Raw genomic sequence first — 18354 nt, 5'->3', positions numbered from 1 at the left:
GCACCAAAGAAACAAGTCCTCTGGCGTTCACGGAATCAAGAACGTGCATGGGCCGACTTGCGGTTGCGTTGGCACACTGGCAGGTGGGGTTTTCCACGGCGGATTTGCAAAGTCAAAGAACTCCGTCATGTCGGGCTGGGCGGCATCGCGGGCCGTCAGCGCCGGCAGGTTGAAACGGGTCTCAATAAACTTGAGGATGGCCGTGTAGTCCATGACGGTGTGTGAAACAAAGTTCTTCCTGGCAAACGGCGAAACCACAATCAGAGGCACGCGAAAGCCGGTATGGTCGTAGGTGGCCTGGACATCGAACGCCTGCAGGAAGCGCGGTGGAATGTTATCGGGCAGTACGGCGGGCTGAGGCGGCACGTGGTCGTAAAAGTTTCCGCCTTCATCGTAGGTAAAAATGAACGCGGAATCTTTCCAGGAAGTGCTGGCCATCAGCGCATTCATCAGTCCCGCAACTTCACTGGCTCCAACTTCGAGTTCAGTATTGGGATGCTCGTCATTGCCGTCGGGCTCAATCAGAGCCACTTGGGGCAGAGTCCCATTCTGAACGTCCGTCAGGAATTGCGTGCGCGCAACGATGTGGTCCGCATGCTGGGATGCAAACGGCTGGAAATAGCTGAGATAGGTGTGTGCGGCAAGGCCCGTCAAGTCCTCTGAGCCGGCTGCGGAGTAAACCCTCCATGTGATGTGAGCATCTTCCAGCAGTTGAAAGATGTTCTTTGCCGTGGAAGGGAACGGTGTGGGGTCATTGTCGGCGGCGGTGCCTGGAGGATAAACGAAGCCGGCATTTGTTCCGCCGAGCCCAAAGATGCGGTTCAACTGCGTGCGGTTCATCACTGGCGAGAACCAGCGGTCAGAGGTTGCGAACTGAGTGGCCATGAAGTAGTAAAACGGGAGATCGGCCGCGGTATAGAAGCCCATCGCTCGCTTTCCTGCTACGTCATTTTCCAGGTTGTCCATGGCAAACTGTCCAGCAGTTTGTGCAAAGCCGTCCATCGTACCGGTGGAAGAAGTTGGGTCAGAGAGATTGAACGAGATGTGACTTTCATTCCAGAATGGGCTCAAAGACTCGCTGCACTTGTCATTGAAGTGGAAACGCGCCACGGGCCCGCTGCCATCGCGGGCCGCGTTGGTGATCCCGGCGGGCGCAACATCCACGACGGCCGGAAGGCCTTGAGACAGCCGGTAGTTATTAAGGTCCCCAAAATAGTGATCAAAAGACCGATTCTCCTGGTACATGAAAATGATGTGATTGATGGACTGGATGCCGGATGTGGTTGGCGTGGGGGAAGGAGTGGGGCTCGGAGCAAAACTTACGGCCGTTCCTCCGCAGCCCGCGACGGTCAACGCAATTGCCAGTCCAGTTGCGATGTGAAGCAGATAAGAGATGCGTTTCGTCATGAATGTTCCAGGCCCTTTGAATCGTCCAACTGACCCTTCGGTCAATAAAGTGGGAAATCCCGCTGCTGAGGTAGATCGCCTGAGGGATGGCAAGGTTGCCGTTCTCAAAACCATATTTCACTGAATTCCAGACCAGTCAGGAACGGCGCCAGCGTTTTTTCGAGTATTGCGATCATTCGCTCTCTTGAAGCCAGGGCAGCGACTGGAAGACTTTGCCGGAAAGTGACTCATTTTGAACAGACGCGCCCGGCGAAAGTTTTTACTCTTGTCATTGGGATCTCCGATTCCGGGCGCTCAATGGACTATCCGTCTGCCCATCAGTGCTCAGAATGGACATTCCGGGGCCTGCATTAGACACACGAACCGCCGGCGAGGGTCTGGAAGAACTTCACCGGCACAGCACGGCGATACCCCCTTGCTGTCATCGCCGGCCGTGCCTGTCCGTGATGGGCCATTTGCCACCAAGTGCAACGCTGGGCCGATGCGTTGACGCGTCGGCCCAGATTCGGATGCCGCCAACCAAAGAAGGGGTCTCCCCAAAGTTAGGTGACCAGTTCATGAAGTTTCTTCGCGCACTAGCTCTCCTCGGGTGTCTGGCGAGCCTTGAAGCGCTGTCTGCTCAGACCGCGTCATCTCCACAGTCAGCCCAGCCCGCATTGGCCGGTATGTCTTCAGCGGCACCGGTCAAAGACAACGCACCCTTGGATAATTTGCAACCAATGCCCCAGGGAAAGCTCTCCCTGCTGGGAGGAACAATTTACTCCGTTGATGGTGTACGGGATGAGCTTGTCCTCCAGACGTTTGGCGGCGGACGCATGAAGGTCCTCTTCGATGAGCGCACTCGCGTCTACCTTGACCGCCTGACAGTTGGCAAGCAACGCGATCTCCATCGCGGCCAGCGTATTCATCTGGATGTAGCACTCAACGGCACAAAGGTTTTTGCGCAAAGCATCTATGTGTTGAGCCAACTCCCCACCATCGAAAGCAGCGGTCAGGTGGTGAGCTACCAGGCCAGCACCCGGGAGTTGGTGATGAGAGAGTCCTCCTTGCAGACGACGGTGAGAGTGCATCTCTTGCCTGGCACAGTGATCGTCCACAAGGACCGTCCGATGTCCCCGCTGGACATTGAGCCTGGGTCGCTGATCTCGGTGGCCTTTCAGCCGGAAGGCGATGGCCGCGTGGTCGCATCCAGGATTTCCGTTGTGGCTACGGCTGGCGAAACGTTTACCTTTGCCGGCCGCGTGGTTCACCTGGATTTACGCTCTCAACTCGTCGTTCTGGAAACTCTTCAGGACCGCAAGACTTATGAGATCTACTTCGATGCCTCCAGTACGCAAGGCGTCGAGCGCCTTCGCGAGGGAGTAGCCGCCACAATATCGGCCAAGTTTGATGGTTCTCGCTATGTCGCCGGCGCCTTGGTCGTAGATCCATAGGCGCGGGGCTGGCAGTTCCGCAGAATCTGTTGATCGCGTAGCTTCTAGTAAGCGCAATGGCGCCTGGATGCGAGCTTTCAGCGCGTGGTTACGGTCCACAGTAAGAAAGGGATATATGACTTACAAGCGATTATTTCTTGCGGCCGTCATAGTGACCGTACTATGGCTCTCTCGCGATGCCGTGGGTGGAGATCTAAGAATCAGTTTGCCGCAGCGCAGCAAACCAACACCTGTCCAGCGGCTCAATCGAGAAGGGGTCGATGCCGTTCGCAGACATCATTACGAAAAGGCCAAGACCCTCTTCTACCGGGCGTATCTCTTTGATCCTGATGACCCCTTTACCTTGAACAACCTTGGATACATTGCCGAGCTGGAAGGCAACGCTGAAAGCGCGAAACGGTTCTACAGCCTGGCGTTGGAGCGGGCGAGCAACGCGGTCATCGATAAAGCCAGTGCGCCGCAAATAGAGGGTAAGTCGGTGCGAAGCGTCCTTGCCGGCACCCAGGACTTCACACAAGTCAACAGCGCGAACCGCGAGGCTGTCCGGCTCTTGTCGAGAGGCCGCGCCGGAGAGGCCCAATCTGTTTTGCAGCGGAACCAGGGAAACGTCCCCCAGAATGCATTCACCTTGAACAACATTGGCGTTGCCAGGGAAATGCAGGGCGACCTTGAAGGAGCGGCGAAATTCTACGGCGAAGCGGCCAGAGCGCCTCAATCCACGGAGCCGGTAACGATAGCGTCTGAGCCCGCCTGGCGCGGGAAACTCGTGAACGAAATGGCCATGGCTAATGCCAAAAAGGTGCAGAAGCGGCTGCAAGCCGAGAGCAACGAGCACACCCGGGCCGTGCGCCTCAGCTTGCTGGGTGTTTCAGCTCTGAACCGCAATGACCGGGCTGATGCTCGCCGGTACTTTGAAAAGGCATATGCGCTGGACAAAGACTACTCGTTTTCACTTAACAACCTCGGGTATCTTGCAGAGCTGGATGGCGACTTGGAAACAGCCCAGGACTATTACGAACGAGCCCGCAACGCCGAACGGCGTGAAGCGCGGGTCGGCCTGGCCACGAGCAGTTCGGCTGAGGGGATGAAACTGTCAAAAGTTGCCCAAGACAACGACCAAAAAGTAGACGCCAAGATCGCAGCGCAGCGTGACCTCCGGATCCGCGATAAAGTTCCGATCCAACTGAAGCAAAGAGAAGGGACCCGCGCCAACCAACAGCCCCCGCCCTCGCCTGACAACAGCATTCCGCGAAAATGAGGACGTGCGCTTCCCGGCCGGGTTGGGTACGCCCTTGCCTAACTCAACATGTTGGCGTCTATCACGGCGTGACGGCGAGATATCGGACTCTCACGTTACGCGTTGACTCCGGGCGTCTGCAGGAACGCTCTCAGCTCGCGATTGGGATCGTGGGGCATATATCGCACAAGATTCTTGGCGTAGCGCCACAAAGTCGCCACGTTGGTCTTATACCAGCAGCATTCCGTCATCCGGACTGAAAAACCACAGATAAGCCGAAATTGCTTCAGGGCAGCTGCTGGATCCATGAGCATGGCGGCTGCAATCCGGTGATTGCCATCCAGTATTGTCAAAGAAGCGTCTTTGTCGGTCCCGATCAGCAGGACCGTGCGATTGACCAGGTCATCGCGAACAAGAGGAGACAGCCGTTGCAGCTTGGAGAGGAAGCCTGGGTCGAGCTGGTTCCTGGGTGCGGAGCGAATTCTCTCCACCGTTTCCACCAGCTCAAAACTACCCTGGGCAGCTCTTCGCCATGGGGCCCGGGGGAACACTCGCAGCTTAGCCAGGTCTTGCAGAGTAAGCTCAACTTCAAACCACTCGGTGTCGGAGGGCAGTTCGCGCCACATGGAGCCGCGTCGAAGATACAGCAGGCTTCGCCGCAGGCTGTTCTCGCGATGATCGTCAAAGTTTGGCTCGTCCACCACGGCCCTGAACGCTTCTCGATATTCAGCGAATTCATCGCGGTGAAATTCATTTCTTAAGAATTCTGCGATCACCTCGTCTTCCGACAACGACCTCAAAGGCCGGACCGTACCGCGATATTGATCCGCGAGCGGAATGCTCTTAAAAGACAAAGCAAACAGAGCAACTACAACAAAGAGCAATAAGCATATGAGTATGAACTGAACCAAGACCACTTGAAATAAGTTGGCGTGAAAGAAATAGATGCCTGCTATCAGTGCGCCGCTGAATGCAAGTTGCACCCATCCTGTATTGGCGATCTTGCGCGACATCTCGTACGCAATTACCACGCTGCTCAAGGCATAAAGCCCGCTGGTAACTGCATACAACACCACCAAAGAGGAAATACGGCCATAGCTTGCAAGCTCGAATTGCGCACCGTACAGCAGTCTCCAGAGAACATTGGGCATTGCCAGCAGGCCGCCGATCAATAGGGCAAGCACCACAAAGACCAGCGCAAGAGAGATCATCAGCAATGGGGTATCTTTCTTCATTGCAGCCCTTCTGCTGGCGGATACGGGGAACATGCTGTTGACCACCGACCACGAGCAGACGTTGACAAGGCGGCCGACGAGCGCCACGGCTGCGTAGATTCCCGCTTCCTCTGAAGGGAAAAAATGCTTCACTAAAATGATGTCAAAATTGTTGATGACCACTTGTCCCGCAAAAAAGACTATGGCCTGCAAGGCTTCTCGAAAGGGAACGCTTATCGCGTGATTGATGGAGCTTGACGCCACTTTCGGTTTTGCCAGCAGATAAGCGCCGACAATGGCGGCGACACTGGCTTCAACGGCGCCGGTGATTCCCAGGCCTAATTTGATGAGCAGCAGGGCGCCCCCCAGCCGCACTAGGCCTTCGAGAAGAAAGTTTCTTGCCAGAGGAGCAAAAGCGCAGATCCCCTGGGTATATCCACGACGAACTCCCAGCGGTATGTAGAACGCGGTTCCAAGTCCAAGTAATGCTATGAGAAGCGGGTTCGGTAGATTCAGGTACCCAGAGATTGGCCCGCAAATCACGGTCAAGAGCAAGCCAAGCGTGATCCCGACCGTCCAGGACTTGCGATGCAGTTTTACATAAACCCCCGCCTTGTCCGCCGGAGAGTCATGTCCGGCCACCAACTTGGCGCACAAAATCTGAAAAGCCAGCGTGATGGCCGACACCAGCATGAGCAGCGTGAAGACCGCTGCAGCGTGGCCGTAACCGGTGGGCCCCAGCAGTCGCGCGACTGCAATATTGTGGGCAAGGTTCAGGATGCCCACAAGGCCGGTGCCGGCGAGCAAGGTGAGGCCGCCCTTGAGCAACTGGGCGCGAAGAGTGTTCAGGGACGTGGCGACCTTTGCGTTGTTTCCGCTCTCAAACGCCAAAGCGCGGCCCGCATCGTTGTTCGTGACGTAGTCGGGCATGGAGTCAGCTAAGCCTGCAACCTAAAACAGCGTGACGCGTACGACCGGCAGAAAAACATTTCTTCCTTGCCCGCCAAAGTTGTAAAACGTCTGTTGTTGGATGCCGAAGGAAAACTTAGCGGGATAGGAGACGCGCAAGTCGCCATTGCCGTCGTCAAGCGACCTGGTGACCGGCCGTACATAGGAAACCAGGAATTGGCTTCTTGCATTGTCGTAAGCATGGAACCCTTCTCCTCGGGAAAAAGTGAACTGTCCTTGCACGGTCCAATGGGTCCCCGCCTTGTACTCGATTTTTGCGCTGGGGAGAACGGCTTGTGCAATCGCAAACTGAGCGTCCTGCACCCTCCAGGACCGCGCGTATTCTCCCAGCATGGTTACCGTCAACTGCTTTCCAAATTTCCGCTGTAGCCCGATGTAAGTTGAAGTCGTGAAGTATTCGCGGATGGCGGGGCGAAACAGCAAATCTCGTGCTGAGTAACCGGTGATCAAAGCCGTCTTTCCCCAGGGGCGTCCAACAACGAACTCGACGCTCGCGGCCAGATCGCGGGAATGCAGGTTCTGTTGCTTGAACGGACCGCTTTCGTGGATCGCCGAACCATGAACTGAAATCCAGTTGAAGAAAGAATTGGTCGAAAAGTAAAGAAACTGGCGAAACAGGTTTTGATTCAGCGCCAGCGGTGAAATCGTGTCACGGCGCAAGGTGAATTGCACCCCGGGGTTAAAGGCCACGCTGTTGGACCCAAAATGAACAACCGGGGTCACTCCGCCGTTGAGCATCGTGTCGTAGGTGTTGCGATCTTGAATTAAGGAGACACTTGGCAATGACAGCCTTCCCGTCGTCATGCCTTCTCCGGCAAAACCGGTAATTGTCGGAAGACCGTGGAAATGCAGGCGATAGTGAACGGCGCCCAGGTCTTGATAGGAATGCCGTGGTGGAGGCAAGAGGGCGGCGTCCGTTACTCCCAAAAGCTTTGCATCCAGCGTGTAAATATTGATGTCTTCAAGCACGGGCTCTAGAGATGCTTGGGCCAGCAGGCTCAGCGTCTTATTGATCTGCCGGCCTTCTTCACCGGCCAATTCATATTCGGACTGCAGGGACTGCTGGCTATCGTCCTGCCCGCGCAACGCCGTGGCACGAGCAAGGCTGGTGAGCGCGTGGATTGTATCCTGGCGTTCCCGATAGATGTTGGCCTCAGCCATCGTGTAGTCGTAATCGTCCTTGTAGACGGTGCGATCGCCCAGGCTCGCCAATTGGGCCTGTGCTTTCGTGGCATCGCCTTGCGCCAGGTAAGTGTTCGCCAACCCGATGGCTACCTCACGCCGGTCGGCGCCAGCCGATTCTGCCCGTTGAAAATATGTTTCCGCGAGATCGAAATCATGAATGCTCAAGAAGATATTGGCTGCTTGGACGAGATCGTCAGGAGTCGCCGGTTCCGCCTCGCCGATTCGCGCCTCAGCAAGGCCCAGCCCAATCTGCCGTCGGGCATCGTCCCAATGGTTCTTGCGGACGAAGATCTCGGCGATCGCCAGCCGCGTGCTGAGACGGTGCCCGTCTGGAGCATCAAGGGCCGTGCCGAACCTTTGCATCGCTGCGTTTTCATCACCCAAAAACAGGAACGCATTGCCGGTGGTCATCAAGATGTCCGCTTTGCCGTTGCCCAGACGCTCCGCTTCTTGAGCGCTGCGCAGCATGTCTTCACGCTTGTGGACCCTGGCATAAGCTTCCGACATGTGGGCATAGATGAATGGGTTATCGGGAGACAGCTCCAGTGCGATGCGGAGAGTGTCGATGGAATCGCTATAAAGATGCAGATGGTATAGAGCGTCTGCAAGCGCCAACTGCGTGACCAGGTCCCTGGGTTCCTCTTTCAGGGCCGCCCGATACTCGAGCGCTGCCTCCGTCAATTGATGTTCTTGACGGAAGGCTTCCGCCCGTCCTAGATGGAAAATGCGGGACGTTCCCAGGAGTTTCTCAGCCAGATCCAATTGTTTCTTGGCCAGCTGGGCACGATGCTGCTGAAGATAAGCGTACGCCAGTCCCAGATGCGCTTCACCGTATTCGGGCTGGAGCGCGAGCGCTGCCTGAAAATCCATGACAGCTTTCGCCGGCGTGAGCAGATCGTTGAACACATACCCGCGGCTTACATACCCGGTGGCCATGTTCGGATCGCGCGCCAGTGCACGGGTGAAATCACTGAGCGCATCCTGCAGCAACCCGGAACGGGCGTGAACATAGCCCGCGATGAGCGCGAAGTCCTTGTTGTTGACGAGCCTTGGCTCATACCTGGCAGACAGCTCCAGAGCTTCCTCATAACGGCCTAAGTAGTAAAGGTCATAGGCCAGATAGACGGGAGCCTCCGCATCGTCGGGCAACTGCTCGAGCACCTTGAATCCCAGGTTCGCTGACTCCAGATAGGAGCCTTTCCAAGTCAGGTATCGCTCGCGTTCACGCATCACCTGGGGATTCTCGTTGGCCGCTCCTTTCGCGCGGTCCAGCCATTGGGCAGCCAACTCAAGATCGTGAGCTTCCAGAGCAGCGTTGGCGCCGCCCGCGATAATCAAGGGGTTATCAGGCATTCTCTTGTAGGCGGCTTCATAGTTCGCCTCCGCGGATGGGAACGCTCTTTCCGATGCAAACAAGTCCCCCAATGCTAGATACGGGGCATAGTTCTGAGGATGCTGGCGAACCACCAGGGTGAAATATTTTTCCGCGTCCTGGTTGTTGCCGGCGTCGCGGGCCAGATAGCCAAGCGAAGACAAAGCAGCGGGATTGTCAGGGTCTGCTTTGATCGCTTTTTCAAACATCGCGCGTGCGGCATCTGGCTGTTTGAGTTTCCACAACAACGAAGCGTAGCTGAGGATGGTGTTCAAATTGGCCGGCGCCAGCGCCAGCGCTTCTTTCAAGTCTCTCTCCGCGCTGACCAGGTCCCCTGAAGCGGCCTCAATGGCGCCGCGCAGCCGCAGAAACTCGGCTTTCGGTGCGCCCTCGCCTTGCGTCGCTTGGATTTCACCGGCGGCCAAGCGGAGCTGCTCTTTCGCGTTGTCAGGGTCGCCGCTTGAGTCGCACACCTGATAAAGATCAAACCGAAGCTGGATCCGATACAAAGGTCCTTCCGGAACAACGGGCGGAAGGTTGCGCAACGCAAGCTGAAACTCGCGAATGGCGCCCGAAGTATTGTTTGCCTGTTTCTCAATCTGCGCCAGAACCGCGTGGAGACGATAATGATTGGGATTCAGTTCCTGGGCTCTTTGCAGAAAGCCGCGTGCAGCATCCAGGCGGTCTACGTTGATCAAGGCCTGCGCAACGCTGAGTTGCAGCTCGACATTTCCTTTTTCAAGTTTTGCAGCCTGCAGATACGTATCTGCCGCTTGCTGCTTTTTCCCCGCAAGCTCATAGGTGTAGGCCAACTCAGCCAGCACGCCAACCGGTTTGGAAGGCAGGGCCAGCAACATAGAGATGGCCAGCTCGTATTGCTGATTGTCGCGATACTGGCCTGCGATGGCCCGCAGGATCTCCGGATCATGGGGAGCGCGGTTCCTGGCCTGCGTCAAATATCGTCTGGCTTCTTCCGTTCGGCCGGAACGCTGATACGCGCGGGCAAGCAACAACTCAGTGCGCGCCGCAGGACGCAAGCTATTGCTGCGTAACAGAACTTCCGCCGCCCGGCTGGGATCAGAATTCACCATCAACTCGCCTGCAAGTGTGAGGGTATTAACGTCATTCGGAGCAGCCTCAATCACTTGTAGCAACAGCTGGCGGGCCTCATCCGTGCGGCCGGACTTGGCATACGTCTGCGCCAGGCCGCTTAGCCCCTGCGCGGACCTGGGCTGAAGCTGCAGTCCGCGTTTGTAAGCATCGATCGATGTAGGGTACCGCCCGGCGAGCCGCGCCGCATAACCCAGCAAGAACCATAGGTTCGCATCTTGGGGCGCAAGTCTTACGGCCTGTTGCGCGTGACTGGCTGCGGCGGCATAGTCGTTCTTGCCCAGGCTATTTTGTGCGGCCCGAGCTTCGCGGGTGACGTCAATGTTTGATCCCCAGCCGAGGCTTTGCGCTTCCGAGCTTGCATGCTTGGTACCGTTGGGCGGATTATGCTTGTCGGTCCCGTGAACGTCAAACGTCTGCGCTTGGACAAGACCGGCGAGCAGTAAAACGCTAAAACCTGCGTAGCACGAATGGGGCTTCATGCTGTCACCATCCGTTGGCGGATAGGGCATGGTTCAAAAGGACATGGTTCAGGGGCGTTTGCGTGAAGCTGCCGCCGCGGATTGAAGTCAATAACTTGAGTTTGAACCGACCGATACAAGAAGCACCTTTTTCCCCAAAACTCTTCGCGCTATTCCGCAGAGAACGCAAACACAGACCTGCTGCAGACCTCCATTGGATGCCCCTGGCGTGATTTTCGGCCATCTGCCGCCAGCGCCAATATCCGGATTCACGCAAAATAAATGTTGAAAAGATGAGTAAACCAAATGGCCGTTCCAGGGCTCGTATATGTTGCCCACAAATGCATCGCATTTGTTGAGCACCCTATGAACGGTGCAAACCCCTACTCGTTTCGTGCGATTCCGCTGCCCGTTATCGTGCTGGTGGCCCTCATGGTGCACGCGCCGCTGCTGCTGATGCAGCTTCCGGCAGGATCGTTTGACGCGAATTTCCACATCTTCTTTGCGTCGCACTACGCCCATCATTGGTTCAGTCCGTGGAATGACAAATGGTTTGCGGGGTTTTCGCAGACCACCTATCCGCCTCTCACGCACCAGTGGATTGCCCTGCTGTCGAGCGTGTTTGGCCTGAACGCCGGTTACGGGTTGGTTCAGCTCGCCGCTCTGCTGTTGTTGCCGGTGGGCGTCTATCGCTTTGGAAAGCTGTGGGTTGACGATCGTTCGGCCAGTTACGCCGCCTTGGGCAGCATCTTTCTCGGCGCGGTGGCGTTCATGGTCTACCAGGCTGGCCAGTTGGCAACCGTAGCCGCTACGGCGCTCTATCTGAATGCCCTACCTTATTTATATGAATGGTCGCGCCTTGCGGAGTGGCGTTCTCTGGCCAAGGGGCTGGCCATGAGTCTTGCCGCCGCCGCTGCGCATCACGTCTCGCTAATTTTTGGTTTGGTTTTCTTTGCGCTGCCGGTTCTAGGGCTCGCCATGATGGATGCTTCAGCCGGCCAGGATAAGGACAAGAAGAGCTCAACTGGCGTTGCGTTACGCGCAGCTGCATTTGCCGCCTTGGCGGGAGTTGGAATTGGCGTCCTGTTGCTTCCCTATTGGATTTCTCTCATTCGGCATCCTGTCCAACAAATGCCGATCCCTCACGACAGCCGCAGCAATTTCTTGCTCAACTCAATCACCGGATTGAACTATTTTGTTATTCCTTACGGACTGCTGATCCTGGCGCTGCCGTTCATCGTGGTTCGTGGCATGGCAGTCCGACGTTTGCGGCCGCTGTTGCTGGGCTTTTGGCTGGCTTTTATCTTCGGACTGGGTGGCACCACGCCTCTTCCAAGATGGTTATTAGGCCGCGCGTTTGAAGTTCTCACCTTTGAGCGGTTCGCGTTCTGGGCCGCACTGCTGGCCATGCCGATCGCAGGTTTGCTGTTCGTGAAGCTGCTGGACCGCTTCGGAGGCAAAGGCGCCGTCGGGCTTGCGCTCGCATCCGTGGCAACATTCGGAGCGGCGCTGGCTTGGGCCACCAACAACCCTTACCGTCCTGCTTCGGTGCTGGACGTGAACCCAGTGATCTCGTTTTTGAACCGCGACGGTCACGGTGATTATCGCTATCTGACCCTGGGATTTGGGAGCGCGCTGGCCAAAGTATCAACCTACGCGGACGCGAACAGTGTGGACGGAGACTACAACTCCGCGCGACTTCTGCCCGAGATGACTCATCACGGCTCAGCCCAGCTCACGAATGCCAAGTTTTACGGAACTGCCGGCATGGATTCGCTGCGAGACATGCTGAAGCACGCGAATCGCTACGGGCTGAAATATGTCTTCGTGCATGACCCGTACTACGAGCCGCTGTTGACGTTTGCCGGATGGCGAAAGATTGAGACCTATGGCGGAGGAGAAATTACAGCGTGGTCTAAAGGTGACGTGCCGCCGGCGCGGAGTATTGAGTCAGACGCCATGCCAACCCGGTGGGAAGGCTTGATGTGGGGCATCTTGCCCATGGCCAGCAGCGTGCTCGTTATTTTCCTGGAACTGCTGTGGCCCGCTTGGAAACGTTCATTCAAAACCGCGGGCGCTCCCGTTTATGTGCCGGAAAGGTCAATCGCCTAGGTGCATCCATGAAGATTGCTGGTCCTATTCTGATTGTCCTGGCGACCGCCATTCTCGTGGCTCTGGGGTTTGTGCAGCCCAGTCGCGGCGGCACCTCCGTGGGCACTACGTCAGGATCAACATTATCTGTTTTGAAGCCGGCAGCCGCCACGCCGGAACAAGGGATCGCCAATTTTCTGTCTGACGTGCGCCGGCGCGACTGGAGCGCAGCCTATCTCCAGCTTGCTAATTCCGGCGAAGGCGATTCGGGACAACTGGCACGGTCCATTGGCGGCAGTGATGGCAGTCTGCGCTCGCTATCCACCCTGGAGAGATGGGAGCTATCCCCGCTTGGTGAGTCGGCGAATGCTGCCGAGGTTCGCGCTGTCTTGCATTGGTCCACGCCAGTGGGGCCGGCCGATGAAGTTCGCGATGTGAAGACGATAAAGTCAGGCAACATCTGGAAAGTGACGTGGCCCGCGGCACATTCCACCAACGTGCCGGTGCAAATCATTTCCGTCAACTATCTCCGTTGGGACCTTGTCACTCCGCCAACCAGCAAAGACGAATGGGGCGGACAAAACATGGATTCACCCCGAGTCCGCATCCTATCCATGAATGCTGTCGAATACCAGGGTGGATCGGTGGTGATGGGAGAGGTGGTTAACGAAGACACGATTCCGGCCTTCGTAAACGTCAACGCGTCTTTGATTGGCGAAGGCGGCCAGGCTATCGACGAAGAGAGCAGCTTTGACAAAATCTCGCACGTCCTCTTGCCGAAGCAGGTGTCCCCCTATCGCATCGATTTTCCAACAGTGCGGCTGCAGACCGTGAAGAACGTGCACATGGACGTAAACGTGAGCGTGGTTCCGGCAGCGGCTGACCCGGTCATTGGGGTGATGGACCAAAAGCAAGAGACTGATGTTCTTGCAAAATCGGTCCTTCGTGGGACGTTGTTGAATGAAAGCGGCCAGGTAGTGAATGTGCCGCATGTGATTGCCAGCTTTTATGACAACAGCGGGAAAATCATCTGGGTTTCTGATGGATACGTGCAACGAGCTTTATATCCACAAACACCAGAGCCTTTTGCTGTGGAGATTCCGGAACAGATTGCCGGCAAGGTGAAAACGTACCATGTGCTCGTTAATCAGTACAGCATCGGCAAGGACTAGCGCCCTGGGGTTGGCCCTTCTGGTATTTATGGTGATGGCGCTCGCACCGGCATCTTCCGCCCAGGTTGAGGGCCTGCGCGTCCCTGATACTGTGGTCGCGTATAGAGCGTTTTCTGTTGCAACATCCGGGAGTGGCAAAGCCACTTTTTATCTAATCGGACCGAGCCATTCCAGCAAACAAGAGATTCAATTGGGGCAAGAAGTGCACATCCTGGGTGATGAGGCAGCGAGTGCCGGCCGCTATCTGGTCGTCCTGTGCGCGAAGACGTGCCGCAGCGAATCGTTCTATGTGGCGCCCACAAAAATTGCCAGTTTGAGTTTCATGGCCCATCCTTCGCGCGTTCCCGTCCGGGCCGAAAATGCTATCAGCGGAGTTGTGTTCGCTTTCGATGAAGGCGACAACTTGATATTGGCGCCCATGGTAATCGATTTCAAGTTCACCGCCGGCGTCAAGGACCTGGGTTCTCGATCTGTCTCGACGAAGAATGGAGTTGCCTGGTTCAGAGCCAACTCTGGGAGCGTTGCCGAAACCCTACAACTGGCCGCCTCATCGGGAAACATCGTTGTTCAGCGGCTTGTGCGTCAAGTTGCCGCCGATGCCTGTAACCTGCGCCTCAAGGCCACTCGCACTCCACGGGGAGTCGCTCTGGAGACCGATGTAGTACGAGACTGCTCAGGAAACCTTGTGCCTGACGGCACAATCGTCACTTTTACCAAGACTGACGAGAACGGGCAGAGCACCGTGGATGCGCCCGTTAAGCAAGGTGTGGCCCGCGCCCAGATGACGTCGTCACGAGGCGTAGTTTCAGTTGCGTCAGGCGTAGTCCTGGGCAACTCCGTTCGGCTGGGTGAGTAGCCGTGGGTACCCGGCTCAAACAGAAATTCTCGAAGGGCATCTCCACCCGCCGGCTGCTGGTGATGGCGATGCTCAGCGTGTTAGCAGCGGGTTTTGGGGCGGCGCGTGCATTGTCAGGCGAGCCACGGGCACGGGTGGAAACAGACTTCACCAGGGCCGCACCCCGTACCGTGGAAGAGCTTACGCAACGCAGCATTACTCGTGACTATGCCTACGCTTGGGACAATCTTGCCGCCGCCTTGAGTTCCATTTCTCCTGAACTATTGAATGGTTACTTTGTTGGTCCGGCAAAAGCCGGATTTGAGAATGCGATCGCCAGTCAAAAGCGCCAGGGGATCCGCTGCTACTATCTTGAGCCACACCACAAACTGAAGGCGGTCTTCTACGCGCCGGAAGGCGACGTGATGGAGTTACATGACACCGCTGAGCTAGACCTGCGCCTGACTGCTGATGGAAGAGTGATTCACGAGGAACACGTGGTTTTGCACTATGTGGTCCTGATGACACCGGCGGCTGACCGTTGGGTGATTCGTCAACTGCAGGCTGTACCCCAGTTCTGATGCATGCGGAGCCCGATTCTTGCCACCAATGAACATTCGAGGGAAAAAGCTGACACTACCAATGGATAAGTCATGTGCTGATCCGGCCGCCGGACGCCGGCGTCTTCCATGCATCCGCGGACGAGGCCTGCGCCGGCAACAGACGGCCCTTGCGATTCTGCTGATGGGCCTTGTGGTCACCGGTGTCTGCACGACGCGTACATTCGCGCAAGACACGCCGCAAACTCCGCAAGCGTCTCCCAGGAAAATAGCCGTCTACATGCCGTGGTTCGGCGATTCCAGACATATTGACGTGGGGTATTCAAGCCAGGACCGCCATGTCCTTCGTCGTCAAATTGAAGCCGCCCGCCGCGCTGGCATCTCGGCGTTCCTTGTGGATTGGTACGGCGATCGTGGTCCATTCCTCGACAAGAGTTTCAAACTGCTGCAACGCGAGGCCCGAGCGAATCATTTTCAGGTTGCGCTGATGTATGACGAAACCGAGGAGAACAACGGGAACGCCACGGAAGACGCGATAAGCGCTCTCAATAAAGCTTACAAGGAATACATCGGTCCAAAAGCGCGGGACCGCGACGCTTATCTCACCTACAACGGCCGGCCGGTGATTGTTATCTTCCCTAAGCGCGGCAAGACGAATTGGAATTTGGTGCGCGAACAAGTGAACACATGGCCGACGCCGCCGCTGCTGTTCTACAAAGATGGGCCCCCGTCAGAATTCGTCAGCGCTTTTGACGGTTACTATGCGTGGATTCATCCCGGAGATAAAGGGTGGACCGCAGACGGAAGTGACTGGGGCAAACAGTATCTGGAAGAGTTTTACAAGAACATGAAGTCCAAGTATCCCGGGAAAATAGCAATGGGAGCAGCGTGGCCTGGTTTCGACGATTCGAAGGCGCCTTGGGGCCTGAATCGCCACATGGATACACGCTGCGGACAAACCCTTAGCGACACTCTGGAACTCTACCTCCGGTATTACGATGACTCTGCGCCGCTGCCCTTTCTGTTGATCGAAACATGGAATGACTACGAAGAGGGTACGGCCATTGAGCAAGCCAATCTTCTTCACTGCGCATCAGCTGATCAACGTAAGTAGTAACAGCGGTGCATTCCCCTGCGTTCCGCTTCGGACCCATTCATCACTGTCCCAAGAGCGGCGTTTCCCGTCAAAGCGATCAATTATGAACAGAACTGGATTGGAAGCTTCGTTTACGGTTGTTCTTGTGATGAGGAGAAATCATGAAACTCAGCGTAAAAGACACAACAGAAGGTACGATTCACCAGATCAAGGGCAGCGTCAAGGAAAAGACAGGAAAAGTGACGAACAATCCTGATTTGGAATCCGAGGGTGAAGGTGAAAAAGTGGCCGGAAAAGTTCAAAAGAAGATTGGGCAGTTGGAGAAAGCGGTCGGCGAATAACGCGGCTTGCGTTTTGCTCAAACCGGGGAGCCCGGGCGTAACTCAGGATTTGTTCTAAGAAGTGGAGACAGTGATGAGTCCAGCGACAATGTTTTTGCTGATCGTTCTTGCGGTGATCGTGGTGGCGGGCATTGCAGCCCTGATGTTTTTCCAAAAGCGACGGACGGAACGGCTGCGCACACGCTTTGGCAGCCCGGAGTATACCCGCGCCATTGAGGAAAGTGGAAGCCGCAAAATCGCGGAGGCTGGCCTCAACGCGCGTCAGGAGCGAGTCGAGGCTTTGGATATCCGACCGATGTCGGCGGTCGATCACGCACGCTTCACGGAGTCCTGGCGCAAGACCCAGACCCGCTTTGTTGATAGCCCCGGAGGCGCTGTGACCGAAGCCGACCAGCTCCTGAGCGATGTGATGGCCACGCGTGGTTACCCGGTAAGCGACTTTGCGCAGCGCGCGGCAGATATTTCCGTGGACCATCCATCGGTGATGACAAATTACCGCCTGGCCCATGACATCGCGCTACGGCAAACACAAGGTACGGCCAGCACGGAAGAATTGCGCCAGGCCATGATCCACTACAGGACGCTCTTTGAAGAGCTGGTTGGCGAGCCAGAGGCTGCCAACTTAAGGACGGCTTCGTGAGCTCATCTGTACAAGCAACCCGGTGGCCCGTGCCGTCGTGTCAAACCCGGTGCTAGACATGCCACGGCGTGCACGGAAATGAACAACCTGGCTCTTCTCTCCACACTCTTGTTAAACGACGGGAAAGTCCATCAGTCCCGGTCGGTTGAATCAAACGCTGAGAACCGGCAAAAGGCTCTGGCAAGTCTCGTCCGTTTCAGTCCGGCAGATTTCTTGTCCCTCACGAAGTTTGCCAATGATCATCACGTGATCGTGCGTTCTCTGGAGATTCTCGCCGACCTAGTACGCGAAGGCAAAGATCAAAGCCGGATAAAGCGGGTTGACAGCGTTCTCAATAACGAACGAGCACGCATAGCTCACGCTCTGTTTGTCCTGGAGAGCATTTGTCGAGGCTGTGAGGCCAAGGGTCTTGAAGTGGTGGTCATCAAGTCGCTGGACCATTGGCCCGATTTGGGCAGCGACCTGGATCTGTACACGAATGCTGGTCCCGCCGATGTATGCCGCATCATGACCCACGACTTCAACGCCAGGCCCGAAGCGCGCAGCTGGGGAGACCGCCTGGCCGGCAAGTGGAATTTTCGGGTACCTGGGTTGCCGGAGTTGGTTGAATTTCACGTGGGCCGTCTGGGGCAGACCGGAGAGCAAGTCCGCTTCGCCCGGCGCGTGATTGATCGGGCTGTCTTCGCGCAGATGGGTGGCCATCAGTTCAGCGTTCCTGCTCCCGAGGACCGGCTGATGATCAGCACCTTGCAACGAATGTACCGGCATTTCTATTTTCGTTTATGTGACATCGTGGATACGGTGCATCTTCTGGAGCACCAGACCGTTGACTTCAACGAGTTGCGCACGTCCGCGGAGAGGGCCGGCATTTGGCATGGCACGGCGACTTATCTGGCGATTGCGTCAGACTATTCGACAAGATATCGCGGCAAGAGTCTGGATCTCCCGGCATTTGTAACCGCGGCGGCCCGCTTTGGGGGCGATGACGTGAGGTTCAAAAAGGGATTTCTCCGCGTGCCGATCGTGCCCCATTCTATCAAGCTATTCGCGGCCCAGTTGGCGTCCGTTGTCGGGAGCAGAAACATCCGCGGCGCGGCAAGATTGATTTTATTACCGTGGCTTGCCACCACCGCCGCGGTCGCTCAAAAATTGAGCGGGAGCGACAAGGGAATCTGGTAGGTATAGGACTGGCCCCTCGCAGGTGTGCTGTCCCGGTGGTCAAAACCAGGAT

The 18354-nt window shown here is 56.5% G+C and carries 13 protein-coding genes; 10 read left to right on the top strand and 3 right to left on the bottom strand.

The window, feature by feature from the left end; translation table 11 throughout:
- Positions 1-27: 27 nt before the first annotated feature.
- Positions 28-1407 carry a hypothetical protein gene (locus tag LAO20_15965; protein ID MBZ5532925.1) on the bottom strand — a complete coding sequence of 460 codons (1380 nt, stop codon included), beginning with the start codon at positions 1405-1407 and terminating at the stop codon, positions 28-30.
- Between the two features lie 557 nt (positions 1408-1964).
- On the opposite strand from LAO20_15965, the gene LAO20_15960 reads away from it, so the two are divergent.
- Together LAO20_15960 and LAO20_15955 are read left to right on the top strand one after the other, a co-directional pair.
- Complete coding sequence (locus LAO20_15960; GenBank protein ID MBZ5532924.1) at positions 1965-2840, top strand: DUF5666 domain-containing protein; 876 nt, start codon at positions 1965-1967, stop codon at positions 2838-2840.
- A 115-nt stretch (positions 2841-2955) separates the two neighbouring features.
- The gene (locus tag LAO20_15955) at positions 2956-4098 is read left to right on the top strand and encodes a hypothetical protein (protein MBZ5532923.1); all 1143 of its coding nucleotides are present in this window, start codon (positions 2956-2958) and stop codon (positions 4096-4098) included.
- A 95-nt stretch (positions 4099-4193) separates the two neighbouring features.
- Here LAO20_15955 and LAO20_15950 read toward each other — a convergent pair whose 3' ends face one another.
- Together LAO20_15950 and LAO20_15945 are read right to left on the bottom strand one after the other, a co-directional pair.
- Positions 4194-6221 (bottom strand): oligosaccharide flippase family protein, encoded by a 2028-nt coding sequence (locus LAO20_15950; protein ID MBZ5532922.1) that lies wholly within the window; start codon positions 6219-6221, stop codon positions 4194-4196.
- 21 nt (positions 6222-6242) lie between these two features.
- Positions 6243-10409 carry a tetratricopeptide repeat protein gene (locus tag LAO20_15945; GenBank protein MBZ5532921.1) on the bottom strand — a complete coding sequence of 1389 codons (4167 nt, stop codon included), beginning with the start codon at positions 10407-10409 and terminating at the stop codon, positions 6243-6245.
- Positions 10410-10754: 345 nt separating this feature from the next.
- On the opposite strand from LAO20_15945, the gene LAO20_15940 reads away from it, so the two are divergent.
- From LAO20_15940 to LAO20_15905, 8 genes are all read left to right on the top strand, one after another.
- On the top strand, positions 10755-12500 hold the full coding sequence (locus LAO20_15940) for a hypothetical protein (GenBank protein MBZ5532920.1): 1746 nt from the start codon (positions 10755-10757) through the stop codon (positions 12498-12500).
- Complete coding sequence (locus tag LAO20_15935; GenBank protein ID MBZ5532919.1) at positions 12437-13651, top strand: hypothetical protein; 1215 nt, start codon at positions 12437-12439, stop codon at positions 13649-13651. Before LAO20_15940 ends, LAO20_15935 begins: the two co-directional genes overlap by 64 nt.
- Positions 13652-13841: 190 nt before the next feature.
- A complete protein-coding gene (locus LAO20_15930; protein MBZ5532918.1) occupies positions 13842-14507 on the top strand; it encodes a hypothetical protein in 666 nt (221 codons plus the stop codon).
- Positions 14508-14509: 2 nt separating this feature from the next.
- Entirely contained in the window at positions 14510-15067 is a 558-nt protein-coding gene (locus LAO20_15925) for a hypothetical protein (protein MBZ5532917.1), read from the top strand.
- Positions 15068-15086: 19 nt separating this feature from the next.
- Positions 15087-16160, top strand: coding sequence for a hypothetical protein (locus tag LAO20_15920; GenBank protein ID MBZ5532916.1), 1074 nt, complete (start codon positions 15087-15089; stop codon positions 16158-16160).
- Positions 16161-16303: 143 nt separating this feature from the next.
- Positions 16304-16483, top strand: a complete 180-nt coding sequence (locus LAO20_15915) for a CsbD family protein (protein ID MBZ5532915.1) — start codon at positions 16304-16306, stop codon at positions 16481-16483.
- A gap of 73 nt (positions 16484-16556) precedes the next feature.
- On the top strand, positions 16557-17123 hold the full coding sequence (locus tag LAO20_15910) for a hypothetical protein (GenBank protein MBZ5532914.1): 567 nt from the start codon (positions 16557-16559) through the stop codon (positions 17121-17123).
- A 213-nt stretch (positions 17124-17336) separates the two neighbouring features.
- Entirely contained in the window at positions 17337-18302 is a 966-nt protein-coding gene (locus tag LAO20_15905; protein ID MBZ5532913.1) for a nucleotidyltransferase family protein, read from the top strand.
- The last annotated feature ends 52 nt before the right edge of the window (positions 18303-18354 follow it).

Source organism: Terriglobia bacterium, from assembly GCA_020072815.1.
Lineage (GTDB): Bacteria > Acidobacteriota > Terriglobia > Terriglobales > Acidobacteriaceae > Angelobacter.
This window is presented reverse-complemented; position numbering and strand designations above follow the sequence as displayed.